Origin of the sequence: Bradyrhizobium sp. A11 (assembly GCF_042077125.1) — a bacterium.
Lineage (GTDB): Bacteria > Pseudomonadota > Alphaproteobacteria > Rhizobiales > Xanthobacteraceae > Bradyrhizobium > Bradyrhizobium japonicum_B.
Window position 1 is genome coordinate 5,439,913 of sequence record NZ_CP149509.1, and the last position, 19,387, is coordinate 5,459,299.

Below are 19,387 nucleotides of genomic sequence, written 5' to 3' on the forward strand. Positions count from 1 at the left end.
CGCGGTCCGCTGCGCGAAAATGCACACGCAGGACAAACCGCACAGCAGCATACAGGTGGTGCCGATCACTCGGCCTTCCCTGCGCGGTGGTCGGACGGCTTATGCCGTGCTCTCCCGGGAGCCGAACTTTCCTTCTGGCCTCCCTCGCCGTTCGAATTGACGATGCCGTCCGCCCGGTTGGGCTCGCGCACATCTTCGATCCGGCTTGACCGTAGCAACGACGGCCAGGACCACACGGTTTTGCCGTACGCACGGCCCGCCCTTTCGCCGCAGTATTTCCAGCCCTGTCGACGAAGCCGGAAACTTACGAGCGAGACGAAGCCTAGCAGCGCCGTTCGTCTGCACGCGGGTGTCGGGCTCACAGGGACTACCCGCCCTGCCCGCCCCATCTCGTGCCGACGCTGCCGCGTCCACCGCAAGCCCGGCTCGCGATCAAGACGACCTCGAGATCGCCCCTCCTGGATGAGCCGGGATGGGCGACACATACGTCAAAACCGAATTTCGGTAAAGTGGAATATTTTTGTGGAGATGGGTTGACAGAGAGCGACACAGGCCAATCGCATGTGGCGCCCTGCGAGACCTGAGCGCGCGCCTCGTCCTTCGAGACGCTTGCTACGCAAGCTCCTCAGGATGAGGCTAAGCAGCATTGGTGCTCGTTGAAACTGGTGCCGCGCACCCGCAGCCTCATCCTGAGGGCCCGCCAACGGCAGGCGTCTCGAAGGATGGCCACAGGCGAGATCGCTGCCACGCGATTGCCCTGCCCTCATCCCCCGGGGATCACCGTGGTTCGCTGCGGGCTCACGGTCGAGTAAGGAGATCATGTTATGCTTGCCGCCATCGAGGCCGGTCGAATCGTCCCATGGCTCTTACGCGCAAGCTGCTTCTGCTGATCGCCGGCCTCGTCGCGGCGGTGGCACCGGTGCGCGCCGCCGAATTCTACATCGAGGACCTGCGCATTCCGATGGCGCAGGCGGGGCCGCAGGGGCTCGAGGCCTTTCTGGTCCGCCCGGCGGGAGCGAAGCGCTATCCGCTGGCGCTGCTGAGCCACGGCTCGCCGCGCAGCTTCGAGGACCGCGCGACGATGTCGGCCCACAGATATTATGGCATCGCGCTGGAATATGCCCGGCGCGGCTTTGCCGCGCTGGTCGTGATGCGGCGCGGCTACGGCACCTCGCCCGGCGGACGCATCGACAGCGTCGGCGGTTGCGCGAAGGCCGCTTATTTGCCCGCAGCCGCGGTCGCGGTTGCCGATCTGCGCGCCGCGATCGATGCGATGGCGCGCCGGGCCGACGTGACGACGTCGGGCATGATCGCGGCCGGCCATTCCGCCGGCGGGCTGGCAACGATCGCGCTCACCGCGCAGGCCCCGCCCGGTCTCGTCGCCGCGATCAACTTCGCCGGCGGCCGCGGCTCGCGCGACGACGACGACGTCTGCAATCCGAGCGGGCTGGTGCAGGCCTTCACGGGTTTCGGCAAGACCTCGCGCGTGCCGACGCTCTGGGTCTATGCGGCGAACGATTCCTACTTCGGCCCCGAGCTCGCGCGCCGTCTCCATGACGGATTTCGCGCCGGCGGCGGCAACGCGACATTCATCGCGGCGCCGGCCTACGGCGACGAAGGCCACTATCTCTATTCGGTGGCGGGACGTCCGCAATGGGCGCCCTATGTCGACGTCTTCCTGCGCGAGCGCGGCCTCCTCAGTCGCGACATCCTAGGCCCGCCCGATTCCCTGCCGCCGCCGCGCCAGCTCGACGAGGCCGCGCGGGCCGAGTTCGCGCGCTATCTCGCCAGCATGCTGCCGCACAAGGCTTTCGCGGTATCGCCGAACGGCGGTTACGGCTGGCGCGCGGGACGCAGCACGGCCGGCGAGGCCCAGCGCGACTCGCTGGCCGCCTGCCTGAAATGGTCGCCCATCTGCACGCTCTATGCGATCGACGACCGCCTGGCCGGCCCGTCGCAAACGCCCCCCACCGATCAGAGCGCCCGCGCGCGCTGATCGCCGCGCGCGAGAGCCGGTTTGTTAACTCCGGCGCTCTATGACGGAGCGATGCGGTGGGATCGGGCAGGCTTACATCTTTGCGCGGCGTGGCGAACCGTGGCGGCCGTCCTGCTGCTGTCGGCCCCGCTCTGCGCGCACGCCGCAGACGGCAACACGGAGCTCGGCGCAGGCGAGACGCCGTCATCCCGGGCCCTGATCCGGAAGATCATCGAGAGAGAAACCGCGAGCACCAATTTGCCGGCCGACATTGTCGAAGCGGTCGTCTTCGTCGAAAGCGGCTACAATTCGGCCGTCATCGGCAGCGCCGGCGAGATCGGCCTGATGCAGGTGCGGCCCGACACGGCCGCCATGCTGGGCTTCCGGGGCAGCGCGGCGGAACTTGCCGAACCCGACATCAACATCCATTACGGCGTGCTTTATCTCAGCCAGGCCTGGCGTCTGGCCGGCGGGGAGATCTGCCGCGCCCTCATGAAATACCATGCAGGCCATGGCGAGGAAGCGATGACGCCGCGGTCGCAGGTCTATTGCAACCGGGCCCGCAACCGCCTTGCCGCCATGAATTCGACCTTGGGCGGTGCCGAAGCGACGGCTGTTCCGGATCCGGCGCCCCCGATCGCGGCGGCGGCTGAAGCTCCGGCAAAGCCGGCGAGCCGCCCGAAAATGCCGGTGCAGCCCAAAGCCGTCTATGCCCGTTATCGACAAGGCACCGCGGCCGCCAGCCGCGCCTATTGGGCGGCCCACGAGGCCAAGGTCAGCAAGATCAAGGCTCGCATCGAGGCAAAGTGGAAGCGCGTCGCAGCGCGTTGAAAACGATGCCCTACAGCCGCTCGCTGAGCGCGAGCTTGTAGCCGACGCCGGTGACGGTCGCGATCACGGGCGTGCCGCTGCCGACCAGCTTGCGGCGCAGCCGCGCCACCAGCGCGTCGACCGTGCGGATGTCGACCTCGGCCTGGCGGTTGCTGACGACCTCGATCAGATAGTCGCGGCTGAGCGGCCGTCCGTCGGCGCCGACCAGCGCCGCGAGCAGATCGAATTCCGCGCGGGTCAGCGACACCGGCTTGCCGTCGCCGCCGAGCAATTCGCGCCGGGTCAGGTCGATGATCCAGTCGCCGAAAGCGATCGAATTGTGGTTGCGCGCCGCCTTGCGGTCGAGCGAGCGCCGCCGCAGCACGCTGCGGGCGCGCGCGAGCAGATCGCGCAGATTGATCGGCTTGGTGACGTAATGGTCGCCGGCGATCTCCAGGCCGAGGATGCGATCGACGTCGGTGTCGCGGCGCGTCACGAAGATGATGCCGGCGTTGCTGGTCGCCTGGATCTCCTTGGCGAGCTCGAAGCCGTCGCCGTCGGGCAGCTGCACGTCGAGGAAGATGAGATCGGTGCGCCCGCGCAGCGCCTGGCGGCATTCCGCGCAGGAGCCGGCCCCGACCACGTCGAAATTGTTGTCGCTGAAATAGCCGACCAGCATGGTCCGCGTCACCGGATCATCCTCGACGACGATCAGCCGCTCGCGGCCGGCGGGGCGCAGTTCCCGAATTGCGGAATCAACCACGGTCTTGGGTGTCCTGTCTGCCTGCGGCCCGGCTTTGATGGCCTGTGGCCCGGCTTGGATGGCCTGCGGCCCGCCTTGGAGATTCAAGCCGCCGCGCAACGCGCTGTCATGTGAACGGACATTCACGACCTGTTCGAGCCCCGAAACTAGCCGCCGCAATATTAGGCGCGTTACGGCGCGCAAACAATATTGGCCATGGTCTTGATGCATTAAGTATGAATTGGCCCACACTTCTCATCCGGGGCATCAATGCGCAGGACCGCCGGTGCCTCGCCGGCAGCGATCGATCCCGCCTTCGCCTCAGGACCCGACCGCAGGTTAACGTAAAGACTGCCTTCGGCTTCGGAAAGCCAGCCTGCCCCTCTATGGTCCGGCCTGCACAATGAGAACCACGGAGCAGGCATGATGCAGGAGCAGACCCGATTGGCTGCCGGCCGAACCGAACTCGGCACCCGGCCATTCGCCCGTTCGCACACGCTCGACCTGTTGCGCGGCCTCGCCATCGCCGGCGTGATGGCCATCCACGTCTCGCAGGCATTTCCGTCGAACATCCGTGCCGTCGATTTCGCTTTCATGTGCGGCTGGACCGGCGTCAACGTGTTCTACCTCGTCAGCGCCATGACGATGTGCCTGATGTGGACGCAGCGCAGCGGCGAGGCCGATCCGACCCGCAAGTTCTACATCCGGCGCTTCCTTCGCATCGCGCCGCTGTTCTGGCTCGCGATCCCGATCTACCTCGCCATCAACGGCACCGGACCGAGTGACAATGCGCCCGGCGGCATCGGGCCGGTTCAGGTGATCCTGACCGCGACGTTCCTGCACGGCTTCTGGCCGGACAGCGTCAACAGCGTGGTGCCCGGCGACTGGTCGATCGCGGCGGAGATGACCTTCTATCTGGTCTTCCCGCTTCTGATCACCGCGTTCGGGTCGCGCCGTCGTCTTTATCTTGCGCTGGCGATGGTGCTGCATCTCGTCAATGTCTGCCTGTTCAAGCCGTGGGCGTTCGCGCTGTTCGCGGCCTATTACGGTCCCGGCCACGAGGGGTTCGTCTGGACCACGCTGCATCTCAGCTTCCTGAACCAGCTTCCGGTGTTCCTGATCGGATGCGCGCTGTTCTTCTCGCTGCGCGACGGCTTCACCAGATCCGACGCCGTAATCTTCGCCGTCTTCATCGCGCTGTCCTTCGTCGCCGACCGCGCCACCGGCTCGCATGAGTTCAACTATCTCATGATCAATCTCGTGCTCGGCGCGCTGGTGACGGGTTGCATCAAGCTTGCCGTCCGCTTCCAGCCGCTCGAAGCGCTCGGCCGCAACTCCTATTCGATGTACCTGTCGCACTTCGCGGTGATCTACGGCCTGCGTCAGATCTGGCCGCTTGCGGACGGGCTGATCTCGCTGCTCGTCGCCTATGTCGTCACCGCCGCGCTGAGCTATCTCGTGGCACGCGCGACATGGCATCTGGTCGAACGGCGCGCGCAGGACCTGGCGCATCGCCTGACAATGGCGGGATCGGGCCGCTCGAGCCTCCGGCCGACCATCGCCGCCACTGCGGCCGGCATGAGCTGAACGGCCACCGCCCGTCCCTGCCGGCCCGGTGCGGCTTGCTTCATGACCGCCTTCGTATCTACTTTGAAGCATCTTCACGCTGGAGTGGGCACCCATGGAGGTCATACTGCTCGGCACCGGCGGCCCGCGGCCGGACCCGCGCCGCATGGCGACGACCACGCTGATCAGGCTCGGTGACGAGAATATCCTGTTCGATGCTGGCCGCGGCGTCGTGCTGCAGCTCAGCAAGGCCGGCATTCCACTCGGCGCGGTCAACACGGTCTTTCTCACGCACCATCACTTCGACCACATCGGCGACCTCTACGATGTGATGCTGAATTCATGGATGCACGGACGCAAGGACGCCTTGCGCGTCTACGGACCGCCGGATACCGAGCGGCTCGTCAACACGCTGGTCACGCAGGTCTACGACAAGGACATCGCCTGGCGAGATCAGGGCGAGCCGACCCTTGGCGGCTGGAAGCCCGTCGTCGCGACGGACATCATACCGGGTCCCGTTCTCGACACCGGACGCTGGAAGATCAGCGCCGAGCTGGTCTCGCACGGCGATGGTCTCGACATGCAGCCGGCCTTCCTGGCGCGATGGATGTGTCTCGGCTACCGCTTCGAAGCGGAGGGCAAGGTCATTGCAATTTCCGGCGACACGGTCCCCTGCCCCGGACTCGAGCGGCTGGCACAGGGGGCCGACTTGCTCGTCCAGTGCTGCTTCCTCGCGACGCCGGAGATCAACAACGAGCACCTTCGCCGCCTTGCGAAGTTCACGATCGCCTGCGGCGACACCGTCGGCAAGGTCGCGGCCAAGGCCGGCGTCAAGAAGCTCGCGCTGACTCATCACCGGCCGCGCACCGACGACGTCATGCTGAACGCGCTGCTCGACGATGTCAGGCGGGACTATGCGGGCCCCGTGGTGCTCGGCGAGGATCTCACGCGGATCGAAGTCTGAGCGCCCTCAGCTCGATCCGATCTCGATCCGGAACGACAATTGCTCTTCGGCGCCTGCTGCGATGTGCATCAGGCCGGGCTTGTCGCTGAACTCGCCGTCGAATCCGGCTGGACTGGCATAACCGCGCCAGGGCTCGATGCAGAGGAATGGCGCGCCGGATGGTTTCGACCAGACGCCGAGCTCGCGAAAGCCGCGCCATGACATCTTGAGCCAGGGACCGGTGGGCGCGGCATAGCGGACCGCGTTGCTCTCGATCCGGTCGAAAATGACGGCGTCGTCGGTGAACAGGAATTCGGACAAGGGGAGCACCGCGCCTTTGACCGGGCTCGGCTCCGTTGCCGCGCGCAGCAATCCGCCATCGAGGCGGCGGACGGGAGACGATTCCACGCTCGCAAACGTCAGCGAATAGCTCTCCTTGGCAAGTCCGCCCTGGAGCGGCCAGTTGAACGCGGGATGACCGCCGATCGAAGCCGGCAAGGTCTCCTTGCCGGTGTTGGCGATCACGAGCGTCAGATCGAGGCCGGCGCTGTCGAGCGCATAGGTTGCGGTCAGCCGGAACGCGAACGGATAGAGCGCACGCGTCGCCTCGCTGTCCTCGAGCACCAGCGTGCAGCTTTGCTCGCCGCGCTCCGTCCATGCAAAGCGGTTGTCGCGCGCAAAGCCGTGCTGGGTCATCCGGTAGGTCTTGCCCCGATGCCGCAATTCGTCCTTGGCGAGGCGCCCGACGATCGGAAACAGCAATGGCGCATGGCGCAGCCATTCCGGTCCCGCCTGCCAGACGAATTCGGTGGTGCCGTCCGTCAACGAGCAAAGCTCGGCGCCATGCGCCTTGATGGTGCTGGCAAGTCCGCCGCTGCGGAGAGTGTGGGTATCGTCACTCATGGCCGACATCTACACCGCGCCCCCACACGCAGCAAGGCGGCTCCGCTGGTGCCATCGGAGCGTTTTGGCGGCGGGCTGAGAGCAGCGTCATATTTCCGTACCTAACGATTGCTCCTGTGGGGCTCGTCCACCACCCGAAAGCCGATGAAACCCATGGTAGCCAATTGAAGTTCTTCATCAACGGGCGCTTTCTGTCTCAAAAGATCACGGGCGTTCAGCGCTATGCCGCTGAAATGGTCAAGGCGATCGACGCGCTTTTGGCCTCGGAGCACACTGCTGCCTCGCTGCGGAACGCGGATTGGCAATTGCTCACGCCGGCGGATGCAAGCGAGGGCCTCGATCTCAACCAAATCAAGATCCGCGCCGTCGGCCGCTTGCGTGGTCATGCTTGGGACCAGATCGATCTGGCGCGCGCCGCGGCAGGAGGCCGCCTGATCAGCCTGGCCAATTCCGGCCCCGTCTTCCATCGCGACCACATTGTCGTGATCCACGACGCTCAGGTCTTTCGCAGGCCGGACTTCTTCAACTGGCGCTATCTGACCGCCCATCGCACGATGGGCCGGCTGCTCGCGCGCCACGCAGCCATCGCAACCGTGTCGGGCTTCTCCCGCCGCGAGCTGGCAGACGTGCTGAATCTATCGGCATCGCGCATTCCGGTATTTCCCAACAGCGCCGAACACTTCGCGGCGACGAAGCCCGATCCCGGCATTCTTGCCAGACTGGGCGTTCAGCCGCAGAAATTCTTCCTCTTCGTCGGCTCGAAGACCAAGAACAAGAATCTTTCCGTGGCGATCCGCGCCGTTCAGCTGCTCGATCGGCCCGACGTTCCGCTGGTCATCGTCGGCGGAGATAACAGCAAGGTCTTTCAGGACAATTCGGGCCAGGGGGTTTCCGGCCTGCTGCTGGCCGGACGACTGACGGACAGCGAAATTGCTGCGCTCTATGCGCATGCAGCGGCATTCGTGTTTCCCTCGCTCTATGAAGGTTTCGGCGTGCCGCCGCTCGAAGCCATGATCTTCGGTTGCCCGGTCATCGCCTCGACGGCTGATGCGGTCGTGGAAACGTGCGGCGACGCCGCTGCGTATTTTGACGCCAATGATGCTGAAGCATTGAAGCAACTCATGCTCGAAAGATTGGCAACCGGCGCCATCTCGGAGCAGGAACGACGACGGCAGCAGGAACGCGTCACATTCTATTCGTGGCAGAAATCGGCCAAGTCGTTGCTCGAGCATCTCGCACCACCGGCAAGCGTTGCCAGCGCTGCTTGAACTTCAATGCATTTCACCTATTGCGCGCGTCGGTTTTCGCACAAACGGTTTGCAACTGGCTGCAACGCGAGCGCCTTCGCGTTGTTCCACGAAATGTTTTCATTCCCGTGACAAACGCGCGCGCACGAGCTTGGCGCAACATCACCACATCGCTGCCCCATTATCGCTACGTATTCGAGGAACTGTGTTTCGCACTCGCGAACACAGAACAGGGATACACGATGTCCGGCTCTCCGACGCAGCCCTATGCAAGGCAACCGATCAAAGTGCTGCACGTCGCCGAGACGATTCGCGGCGGGATTGCGAGCTATCTGAACGAGTTGCATCCGCAGCAGCAAGCAAGCTTCGGCGCAGAGAACGTGCACTACATCGTGCCCTCGGATCATCGTCGCGATCTCCCCGGGATCGATGACAACCAGATTACGACGTTCGAGCGATCCGGCCGCGGCGTCGCCGGACTATTCCAGATGCTGCGCGCGAGCATGCAGGCGCTGGATGCCTTCCGTCCCGATATCGTGCACCTGCATTCCTCGTTCGCGGGCCTGGTGCTCCGTCCCGCGCTTGCAGCCCGCTCGGACGGACCGCGCGTCGTCTATTGCCCGCACGGCTGGGCGTTTTCGCGCGAGACCGGCCGCCTCAGTCACGTGGTGACGAAGGCGGCGGAGAACCTCCTCGCACGAACGTCGGACCGGATCATCTGCATCTCTGGCGACGAGTTCAACGAAGCCGTCCGCGCCGGAATTCCTGCCGACCGGCTCACCATCGTCCATAACGGCATCTCGAAGACGCGCTCGCCGCAGCCTCTCGCGGCAGACTGGACCTCCAAGAAGGTCAAGGTTCTCTTCATCGGACGCCTCGACCGTCAGAAGGGCTTTGATCTCCTGATCGAGGCGGCGCGCACGCTCGAAGACGTGCTCGATATCCGCATGATCGGCGCCTCCGTCGTCAACAAATATGAAGGCCCGAGCGTCCCGTCCAACGTCACCCTGCTGGGCTGGCTCGACCGCCCGACCATCGAGACCCAGCTCGAGGCCGCCGATCTCGTCGTGATCCCGTCGCGATGGGAAGCCTTCGGCCTCGTTGCCCTGGAGGCGATGCGCGCGGCAAAACCCATCCTGGCGTTCCGCAGCGGAGCCTTGCCCGAGATCGTGGTCGACGGCGTCACCGGCGTGCTTTGCGAGCCCGTCGGCGTTCAGCCGCTCGTGGACGGTTTTCGGCGGGCCCTCGATTTCGATCTCAGGGTGTTGGGGCAGCGCGGCTACGACCGGTTCAAGCAGCTGTATGACGTTCAGAAGACGCATGGGCAGTTGCAGCAGGTCTATCTCGAGCTGCTGCAGAACGACCAGACACCGGTCGAGGCGAAGGCGGGACTGCAATCGGATCTCTCCAAGAATTTCTGATGGCTCCGCTAGTCCCACGCACCTTGGTTCGCGACAGTCTCCGCCTCGCGAGCCTCATCGCATCCATTTTTCTGCCGGTCTCCGTCTGCGCCCAGCAGGCGCAACCGCTCGATGCCCGATTCCTGCTGGGTGTCGGCACGCATCAGGGCCTGGGCGGCCCGGTGAGCGCGCGCGGATACGTGCCTTCGGAGAACGTCGCACAGATCAAGCAGCTCGGCCTCAACGCCTTCCGCGATGATTTTCCCTGGTCCGATTTCGAGACGGGGGGACGCCGGATGGGATTCACGCCCAGGCTCGGCAGGCTGGAATCGCAAGTCAGGTCCGGCGTCGCGCGCCCCCTTCTGATCCTAGCGTTCGGTCATCATCTGGTGCCGAATTCCTCGCCGCCCACCACCGACGAGGCGCGGCAGCGGTTCGTCGATTATGCGGTGGCGGCGGCGCAATCGGTCTTGCCGCAGCAACCGCTCTTCGAGCTCTGGAACGAATGGAACCTGGCGGCGAAGAAAGATGCCGCGTTCTCGCCGGAAAACTACCTGGCGCTGGCGCAAGTCGTGCGGCCGGCGGTCAAGCGGGTCGCGCCGAATGCGCCATTCCTGGTCGGCGCGCTCGGCGACGATCCGGGCTGGACATGGACGGAGAAGATGCTGCGATCCGGCATCCTGCAATATGCCGACGGCGCTTCGATCCATCTCTACAATTTCTGCATGGGCCCGAGCAAGCGCACCTCGGCCGAGATCATCGACAGACTGACGGCGTTTCACCGCCTCGTCGGCCAGGCGAGCGGAAACCCCGACTTCCCGATCTATGTCACCGAGACCGGCTGGACCACGGCGAGCAACAAATGCGGCGTCAGCGAGCAGGCCCAGGCCGACAATAGTGCGCAGCTGATCCTGTGGGCATCGACCGCGGCGCGCTGGCTCAAGGGCATGTGGCTCTACGAGCTCAAGGACAGCGGGCAGAATCCATCGGACCTGGAGCACAATTTCGGGCTCTACCGTTTCGACAATTCGCCGAAGCCCGTGGCCTGCGCAGTGCAGGGCGCCTGGGCCTTCATTCGCTCCAGCCTGAGTGCCGAACGTCGCGAACTCGCCACCGGCGTCGTGTCGATCAATGCATCAACGACCTCGGGCGGCAGAATTGCGGTCTGGTCCGAGACTCCGGACCGACGTTACGAAATCCGGCTCAAGGGTGATCCGCAAGGGGCGAGCTTTGCGATGCCGTGCGACCAGGCGGCGAGGCCTGCGTCCGGGGTCTGGATCCCCGTCTCGAGCACACCGGTTCTGATTGCAGCCAATGACAGTGCCGTTCCCGCCCTGGAGATCAGGCCGGCGCGGTAGAGCCTATTTGCAGACATGAGGTTGACGCGATGAAAGTTCTTTTGACGTCCACGCTTTATCCGACGCCTCAGGCACCCAAGATCGTGGGCGGCGCGGAGATCTTTGCTCGTCGTTTCGCCGAAGGCCTGGCGCAACGCGGCGACGAGGTGGAAGTGATCCGGGCCGCGTCCAGGCCCGAGCAGGCCCCGGAAACCTGCGACGGCATCAAGGTCTATTCCGCGCCGGTGCAGAACATCTATCTGCCCTTCACCGAGCAGAAGAACGTCGCGCTGCGAAGCATCTGGCACGCCGTCGACGACTGGCAGATGCAGGCTCCCCTGATCGCGGAACGCATCCGGGCTTTCAAGCCGGACGTACTGCACTCCAACAATTTGTCGGGCCTCACCACCGCGATCTGGCGGGTCGCCGCCCAGCTCGGCGTGCCCGTGCTGCATACGCTCCACGACTATTATCTGACCTGCCCGCGCTGCTCCCGTTTCGACAAGGGCCGATCCTGCGAGCACACCTGCACGAGCTGCAAACTTCTGACCTTTCATCGCAAGCGCGCCACGCATTGGCTCAGCGCCGTGGTCGGCGTCAGCGAGCGCGTCCTGTCGATTCATACCGACATGGGCATGTTCGCGGAGACGCCGATCCGCACCGTGATCCGCAACGCCTCGACCGAGCCGCCCCGCGCGCCCTATCCCCGCCCGGTCTGCACCACGGAGGTGACGTTCGGGTTCATCGGCCGCCTCACGGAAGAAAAGGGCATCGACAACCTGATGCGCGCTCTGGCTCTGCTGCCCCGGGATCGCATCCGCATGATGATCGCCGGCCGGGTCAGCGACGAGGAGCAGCGACGTCTCCGCTCGCTCGCGCCGGATGCGCGTATCGAGTTCATGGGCTTCGTGGCGCCGGACGATTTCTACAAGCAGGTCGACGTGGTGATTGCGCCCTCGATCTGGCACGACCCCGGTCCACTGGTCGTCGCAGATGCCAAGGCGGCCGGCAGGCCCCTGCTCGGAACCCGCTTTGGCGGCATGCCCGAAGTCATCGAGCACGGCGTGACGGGCTGGCTGACCGAGGCCGATCCGCAATCCCTGGCCAGGAGCATGCTCGCGGTCGCCGCCGATCCGCACAAGATCGACGAGATCAGCCGGCGCCTGATCGCGGATACCAACAAGTGGATCTTTGCCGACGTGCTGTCTTCATACAAGAACCTGTATGAACAATTGCGCGAACAGCGGATGTCGCGCATGCGCGCTGCGACGAATGAAGCGCCGCAGGGACGGGCCGTCGGCAAGGAGCGCCTCATTCCGCGATGACACGCCTCCTCGCGATGGCGGGCTACGTCTATCAGAGCGCCGCGGCGATCATCCTGATCTTCGCGATCAGCCATCTGTTGCCCGCCGCCGACTACACCAACTTTTCCCTCGCGCTGGCCTCGAGCCAATTGCTCTGCGTCCTGATGTTCGAGTGGCTGCAGCTGGCGGGACTGCGCTTTCTGGCGGCAGCCAAGGAGAACGAGGCGGCCCGGCTGAGGTGGTCGCTGCTTGCAGCCGGCCTATCGAGCGCGGCCGCGCTCGTCGTGGTCGGCGCCTGCGCGTCTGTGGCCAGCGTGCTCCCGACAGGGATCGTGGCGTTGGGTCTGGGCATCTCCGTCCTGCAGGGCCTGACGGACCTCTATTTCCTGTCGGTCCGCCTGTCCGACCGGCTCGGCATCGCCTCCTTCCTTCTTGCGCTGCGTGCCACCGGGCTTCTGGCCGGTGCCGTCGCGGCAGGCGTGTTCTCGGGGACGGCCGAAGCGGCGCTGCTCGGCATCGCGTCGGGGCACGTTCTGGGCCTCCTCGCCGGCCTGGCCGCATATCGCACGCCGATGGAGCGGGTGCCGTTGCAGAGGATGCTGGCGGACTGGAAGGACTTCTCCCGCTACGGGATGCTCGCGGCGGGCGCATCCGTCATCCATCTGTCGGTGCCGGTGCTGCTCCGCGTCGTCATCCTCGGCCGGCTGGGCGCGACGGGAGCCGGCGCCGGATTTTCGATGGCGCTCGACCTCCTGCAGCGCCCGTTCTGGGTCCTCAATGCGGCGATCCACACCGTGAGTTATCCGGAGGTCGTCAACGACTTCGAACACGGAGGCAGCGCAAGATCGGTGCAGTCGGCGCGCCGGATGTTCGAATTCATGATCTGCACGACCCTCGTGCTGCTCGGCGGACTGATCGGATTCATTCCGGATGCAGCACGTATCCTGGTGCCCCAGGCGAGCCTGGCTGGATTCCTGGAGACGGCGCCAATGGTCGCCGCCTTCTATTTCCTGCACACCCATTTGCAGGCGACGACCGCGGTCGTCCCCCACCTCGAGAAGCTGGCGACCAGGCTGGTGCTGGTCGCGGCCGGCCAGCTCGCCGTCGTGGTGGCCGTCTCCCTGGTCGCGGTGTCGGCCGGCCTGTCGCCGCGAGGGGCAGTCGGCTGGGCTACGGTCGCCACGTTCGCCACGATCCTGGTCGCACTCGGCCCGACCCTGCGGTTCGAGGCGTTCCCGCGCTGGCCGCTGGTGATGCAGGCCTTGGTGGCCGCACTCCTGATCGGATCGCTCGGCTCACTGCCGACGGAGCCCACGACGTGGCTCGCCGGCAAGATCGTGATCGCCGCGATTGCGACGGCGGTGATCGGATGGCGCGGCGACTTCTTGATGCTGGCCCGCCGCGGCTGATTTTCGCACCGACCGTCTGTCGTGCACGCCGGGTTCCTGCACGGAACCGGCGTCGTCAGCAAAGAGCGTCTGCACCATCTCTGAGCATACACAACCCTAGCGCGCATATTGCATGACCTAACCGCCCATGGAAGCGGCATCTGCGAACTTCGCGTGCGAACGAAGTACCGACAACGGCGACAAGCGAGTCGCGTGAGCCCGCTCCCAACAAAGATTGTAAAACCTTTCTGCGCCGCCTGCGCATACATTCAGCAGCGCAAATCGAGAAAATCTTGAAAGCGCCTTTCTCGCGCCACGCCGATCCGGCATCGCTCAAACATTCTGCTGCCACCGGGCAAGTCTGTTCCTGCACAAGGAACCTCGTTTCGCTCGCGATTTGCAGCTTCTATTTTTATCTGAAATTCACACTCCACAGAGAAGCTTGAACGCAAATCCCTGCGAGCATTCTCGCTCGCGTTGAAACTCGAGTGTGCAATGTCCGATCAAACCATCCTGTCCGCCAGCGGCTTCATCAACTCGATTGGCGTCAACACGCACGCCGGCTTCGGATGGACCGGCTACAACAATCTCGCGATGATGGTCGACAACCTCGAGTATCTCGGCGTCACCCATCTCCGCGACGCGATGGGAACCAGCCCGGCAGCGCAACCCGTCGTCGAGGGACTGGCCGCAGCCGGCTACAAGTTCGACTTCCTGGTGTCGTCCGCCCTGCCCCAGACCGGCACGGCCGGACTGCAGAAATACATCGCCTCGCTGGAGAAGTTCGCGACGACCTATACGGGCAGCATCAGCGCCATCGAAGGGCTCAACGAAGCCAATCACCAACCCTTCAGCTACAACGGCAGCTCGAGCCTCACCGCAGCGGCCCAGTTCCAGAGCGCGCTCTATCAGGCCGTCAATGCCAACGCCACGCTCGGCAGCATCCCCGTCTTCAATCTGTCATTGGCCTACAACGATCCGCAAGGCTACAGCCAGCTTGGCGACATGTCGGGCTCGGTCGACTACGCCAACGCCCATGCCTATGTCAGCACCAGCGTGACGACCAGCAGCTCAATTTCGGCGACGCTGAGCGCCGTCATGACCGCGGCGCCGGGCAAGCCCGTCGTCATCACCGAGACCGGCTACACCACGCAGGCCAACACCCAATATCTCGGCGTCAACGAGACGGTGCAGGCCAAATCGATCCTGAACACCCTGGTCGATGCCTACAAGGCCGGGGTGAGCGCGACCTATCTCTACGAGCTGTTCGATCGCGACTCGTCCGCCGGCAACACCAATCCCGAGGCCAACTTCGGACTGTTCAATTCCGACGGGACGCCGAAGCTCGCCGCCACGGCCATTCACAACCTGACGTCCATCCTGGCCGACGACGGCAAGGGCGGCCTGCAACCGACCGATCCGTTGAACTACACCCTGAGCAACATGCCGGCCACCGGCAACAGCATGGTGCTCGGCAAGAGCAACGGCGCCTACGAACTCGTCGTATGGGCGGAGCCGAAGCTCTGGAACGATTCCACCGATACCGAGCTGACCAACACGGCCCAGACAGTCACCGTGAACCTCGGCGGCGTGCATCATTCGGTGAAGGTGTACGACACCCTGACGGGAACCACGGCGATCGCCAGCTACACCGACGTCAGCTCGATCACGATTCCGGTCAGCGACCACCCGCTGATCATCGAGATCGACGCGCCCCCGGCCACTTCGACTCCGCCCGACACAAGGACCAGCGTCAGCGGCACGGCGGCCGAAATCGTGCCGCAGCTGTCCGACCTGAGCGACTCCACGGCGCTGCAGACCATCACGCTGACCGACTCGCACGTCCTGCCGGTCGCCTCGAAGGCGACCATGGACTACATGATCGCCCATTACGGCAGCGCGCTGTCCAAGATCCAGGGCGGCTACTCGTTCGCGGTGACGAACACCGCCTCGACCTGGAGCAGCACGAAGACCTATGATGCGAGCGGAACGCTGCTGTCGAAGTCGGATACCGGCCTGAACTTGAGCGGGCAGCCGACCTCGACCACCGTGGCCTACTCCGACGGTTCCAAGGATCTGATCAGCTACACGGGCGGCGTGATGACGAAGTTCGTCCACGTCGGCACCGACGGAATCAGGACCACCGACACCTACAACACGGCCGGAACCCTCCTGAGCGAAGTCGTCCAGAAGTCCGACGGCTATTACTCCACCACGCTCTACACCGCCGGCGTGAAGACCGCCGCCTACGTCAAGAACGCGGACCGCTCGCAAGACAACTATACCTACAACATTACCGGGAAGAGCTTCACCACCCAGGTTCAGCATCTCGACGCCTCGGGGAAGGTCACCTCGGTGATCCGCAGCCATGCCGACGGCTCGCTGGACTCGACGCAAGTCTACAACAGCGACGGCAGCAGCGTGATCACCAACTATAGCGCGACGGGGGTCAAGCTGGTCGAGACGACCTATCATGCCGATCGCAGCAAGGACGTCTGGACCTACAACATCAAGGGCCAGAACTACACGACCGAGCACGACGTCTACGACACCACCGGCTTCCTCACCAACCTGACCCGCCTGCACAGCGACGGCAGTCTCGCCTTCAAGCTGGTCCAGAGCGCCGACGGCACCAAGACAACCGATTGGTACAATGCCGCCGGCAGCCTCACCAGCGAGGTCGTGCAAAAGGCGGACGGGACCGTCTCGACGACGACCTACAGCAACGGCGTCAAGACCAACACCTATGTCAAGAATGCCGACGGCAGCCAGGACAATTACGCATTCGGCATTACCGGCAAGAGCTACACCACGCAGATCCAGCACGTCGATCCCTCAGGCAAGATCACTTCCGTGACCCGCGAGCACGCCGACGGCACGCTCGATTTCACGCAGGTCATCAACGCCGACGGCAGCAGCGTCATCACCAACTACGATGCCGCGGGAACGCGGATCAAGGAAGCCAACCTGCACGCCGACGGCAGCAAGGACGTCTTCCTGTTCAACATCACCGGCCAGAACTATACGACCGAGCACGACGTCTACGATGCGACCGGCTTCCTCACCACGCTGATCCGCAAGCATGCCGACGGCAGCATGGCGTTCAAGCTGATGCAGAGCGCAGACGGGACCAAGACCACCGAGTGGTACGACGCCAGCGGCGTTCTCACCAGCGAGGTGTTCCAGAAGCCGAGCGGCTACAGCTCTAACACGGTGTACACCAACGGCGTGAAGACCGCGGCTTACATCACCAATGCCGACATGAGCCACGACAATTACAGCTACAACATCACCGGCCAGAGCTACACCACGCAGCACCAGCATCTCGACCCCACCGGCAAGACAACGGATGTGACCCGCTGGCATGCCGACGGCTCGCTCGACTACACCCAGGTCGTCAACGACGACGGCAGCAGCGTCGTCACCAGCTACGATGCGGCCGGGGTCAAGAAGTTGCAGACCGACTACCACGCCGACGGCTCCAAGGACGTCTACCAGTTCAATATCGTCGGCCAGACCTACACGAACGAGCACGACAGCTACGACTCGACCGGCTTCCTCACCAACATCGTGCGCACCCACGCCGACAACAGCCTGGCCTTCACGCTGGAGCAGAGTGCCGACGGCACCAAGACGTCGGAGTGGTACGACGCCAAGGGCGTCATCACCAGCGAGGTGACGACCAAGAGCGACGGTTACAGCTCCACGACCGTCTACACCGCCGGCGTGAAGACGGCGGCCTATATCAAGAATGCCGACGGCAGCCAGGACAACTGGAACTACAACGTCACAGGGCAGTCCTACACCACCCAGCATCAGCACCTCGATGCCTCGGGCAAGCTGGTCGAGCTCACCCGGACCCACGCCGACGGCACCCTGGACTATACCCAGGTGATCCATAACGACGGCAGCAAGCTGACCGACATCTACGACAGCGCCGGCAACAAGACCCAGGAGATCGCCAACAACGCCGATGGCTCCAAGGACGTCTTCCTGTTCAACTTCAACGGTCAGACCGGCACCACGCAGCACGAGAACTACAACAGCGCGAGCGCGCTGCAGTTCTTCGATCAGACCAAGACCGACGGCACCCACAACGTCACGGCGGTCGCTGCCGGCGTCACGATCCAGGGCGGGGCCGGCAACGACGTGTTTTCGGCCGCACCCAGCTCGACCACCATCGCCTACGACCACGGCCAGGACCAGATCCTCAACTTCCAGGCCGGCGACGGCACGACCCACGACGTTATCCAGATCTCGAAGCTCCTGGCCGAAGACTACAGCCACCTGCAGATGACGCAGTCCGGCACGAACGCGCTCATCACGTTCTCCGCCACCGACTCGATCCTGCTGAAGAACGTCTATGTCTCCAGCCTGACGAGCCACGACTTCGTGTTCGTCTGAGCACGCGCCAGCATGCTTCGGGCCGGGACCATGCAGGATCCCGGCTCCATTCTCTTGTCGGGCGCCTGCCTCATCAATGGGCAGCGCGATGACCCATCCGCAATTGGATGGGCCCCATGAATTCGGCCGGGCTGCCGCGATTGCGCCGTATCGGCGAACGCGCTCAGCGAACTTGCGTCACAATTCGCCGCTAGACACGGCGATGACCCGCGCAAGGACTCCGAGGCCCGATGGAAGCCAGTGAAGCAAGACGTTTCGTCGTTCTCGACTTCTACCGCTTCGTCGCCGCGCTCGGGGTCTTCATCTTCCACCTGAAGCTGATCGACACGGGCATCTCGCCGGCCTGGAACGGGTCCTTTGGCCTGTTCGTCGACATGTTCTTCATCCTGTCCGGCTTCGTGATTTCCTACTCCTACCCGTCCGACGCACGTGGCGTGGCAGCCTATTCCCGCTTCATGATCCGGCGTATTGCGCGGATCTATCCGCTGCACCTGTTGAGCCTGCTCATCTTCGTGGTGCTGATCGGCGTCGGGCTGGAGCGCACCGCCCGCTCGACCCCGCTGGACTTCCTGTACAACATCCTGCTGGTCCAGGCCTGGGGCGTCACCGATCACCTCAGCTTCAACTCGCCGTCCTGGTCGATCAGCGCGGAGTTCTTCTGCTATCTGATCTTTCCGCTCTTGATGCTGTTTGCCCGCAAGGTGCAACCAATCGTGCTCGCCGCAATCGTGGCGGCGCTCTATCTGGTCCTCGCCCATGGCCATCTGCCGATCTGGCAGGAGCGGTCGCAGATGTATGGCGCCAATTTCGACTACGGAATGCTGCGCGCGCTGCCCAGCTTCCTGAACGGAATCCTGCTCGCCATCCTGTTCCGGATGTCGCATCCCTACCGGAGCAAGCGGATGATCATCGCCGGCATCGGCATGTTCGGCATCTCCGTGCTCGTCCTCAACGTCTTCGCCAAGCCCGACCTCGCCATCCTGCTGTTCTCCTGCGCCATCCTGCTTACGGCGGTCGGCGAAAGTGCCTTCAAGCAGTTTCCGGGCGCCCGCCTGCTCGGCCGGCTCGGCAACACCTCATATGCGATCTACATGCTGCACGACGCCGTTCTCATTGCCGTGTTCAAGCCATTGTGGACCTGGCTCGGACTACGCCCCGATCAGTTCGGCCTGTACGCTCTGGCGTGCTGTGTGGTCCTGACCGTCATCGCGGACCGCACCTACGCCTATTTCGAGAATCCCGCGCGGCGACTCATCAATCGCTGGGCCGACACCGGCGTACCCTCCTCGCGCAAGGTCCAGACGGTGGCCGCCGAGACATCGATGCGTTTCGACAACACCGAGCGGGCGGTCAACTGACCGCCCTGCC

The 19,387-nt window shown here is 64.3% G+C and carries 13 protein-coding genes; 11 read left to right on the plus strand and 2 right to left on the minus strand.

The features are described from left to right. The first annotated feature begins 859 nt into the window (after positions 1–859). Entirely contained in the window at positions 860–1,996 is a 1,137-nt protein-coding gene (locus WI560_RS25590) for an alpha/beta hydrolase family protein (RefSeq protein ID WP_375305406.1), read from the plus strand. A gap of 99 nt (positions 1,997–2,095) precedes the next feature. Further along, a complete protein-coding gene (locus WI560_RS25595; protein ID WP_375305407.1) occupies positions 2,096–2,806 on the plus strand; it encodes a transglycosylase SLT domain-containing protein in 711 nt (236 codons plus the stop codon). Between the two features lie 10 nt (positions 2,807–2,816). On the opposite strand, the gene WI560_RS25600 is transcribed toward WI560_RS25595, so the two are convergent. Further along, entirely contained in the window at positions 2,817–3,674 is an 858-nt protein-coding gene (locus WI560_RS25600; RefSeq protein ID WP_375305408.1) for a winged helix-turn-helix domain-containing protein, read from the minus strand. 276 nt (positions 3,675–3,950) lie between these two features. Between WI560_RS25600 and WI560_RS25605 the strand changes: the two genes are divergently transcribed. Both WI560_RS25605 and WI560_RS25610 read left to right on the plus strand, forming a co-directional pair. After that, a complete protein-coding gene (locus tag WI560_RS25605) occupies positions 3,951–5,114 on the plus strand; it encodes an acyltransferase family protein (protein WP_375305409.1) in 1,164 nt (387 codons plus the stop codon). A gap of 94 nt (positions 5,115–5,208) precedes the next feature. Continuing rightward, on the plus strand, positions 5,209–6,057 hold the full coding sequence (locus WI560_RS25610) for an MBL fold metallo-hydrolase (protein ID WP_375305410.1): 849 nt from the start codon (positions 5,209–5,211) through the stop codon (positions 6,055–6,057). A 6-nt stretch (positions 6,058–6,063) separates the two neighbouring features. Here the strand turns inward: WI560_RS25610 and WI560_RS25615 are convergent, their stop codons facing one another. Then, complete coding sequence (locus WI560_RS25615) at positions 6,064–6,939, minus strand: aldose 1-epimerase family protein (protein ID WP_375305411.1); 876 nt, start codon at positions 6,937–6,939, stop codon at positions 6,064–6,066. Positions 6,940–7,103: 164 nt separating this feature from the next. Between WI560_RS25615 and WI560_RS25620 the strand changes: the two genes are divergently transcribed. From WI560_RS25620 to WI560_RS25650, 7 genes are all read left to right on the plus strand, one after another. Next, entirely contained in the window at positions 7,104–8,207 is a 1,104-nt protein-coding gene (locus WI560_RS25620; RefSeq protein WP_375308909.1) for a glycosyltransferase family 4 protein, read from the plus strand. A gap of 221 nt (positions 8,208–8,428) precedes the next feature. Further along, positions 8,429–9,607: a glycosyltransferase gene (locus WI560_RS25625; RefSeq protein ID WP_375305412.1), complete on the plus strand. Its 1,179-nt coding sequence runs from the start codon at positions 8,429–8,431 to the stop codon at positions 9,605–9,607. After that, positions 9,607–10,944 (plus strand): hypothetical protein, encoded by a 1,338-nt coding sequence (locus WI560_RS25630; RefSeq protein ID WP_375305413.1) that lies wholly within the window; start codon positions 9,607–9,609, stop codon positions 10,942–10,944. The genes WI560_RS25625 and WI560_RS25630 overlap by 1 nt, the downstream gene beginning before the upstream one ends. Before the next feature lie 29 nt (positions 10,945–10,973). Continuing rightward, positions 10,974–12,248: a glycosyltransferase family 4 protein gene (locus tag WI560_RS25635; protein WP_375305414.1), complete on the plus strand. Its 1,275-nt coding sequence runs from the start codon at positions 10,974–10,976 to the stop codon at positions 12,246–12,248. Beyond that, positions 12,245–13,636, plus strand: coding sequence for a hypothetical protein (locus WI560_RS25640; RefSeq protein ID WP_375305415.1), 1,392 nt, complete (start codon positions 12,245–12,247; stop codon positions 13,634–13,636). The genes WI560_RS25635 and WI560_RS25640 overlap by 4 nt, the downstream gene beginning before the upstream one ends. Before the next feature lie 474 nt (positions 13,637–14,110). After that, positions 14,111–18,019, plus strand: coding sequence for an RHS repeat protein (locus WI560_RS25645; RefSeq protein ID WP_375305416.1), 3,909 nt, complete (start codon positions 14,111–14,113; stop codon positions 18,017–18,019). 230 nt (positions 18,020–18,249) lie between these two features. Then, positions 18,250–19,377: an acyltransferase family protein gene (locus WI560_RS25650; RefSeq protein ID WP_375305417.1), complete on the plus strand. Its 1,128-nt coding sequence runs from the start codon at positions 18,250–18,252 to the stop codon at positions 19,375–19,377. Positions 19,378–19,387 lie beyond the last annotated feature (10 nt).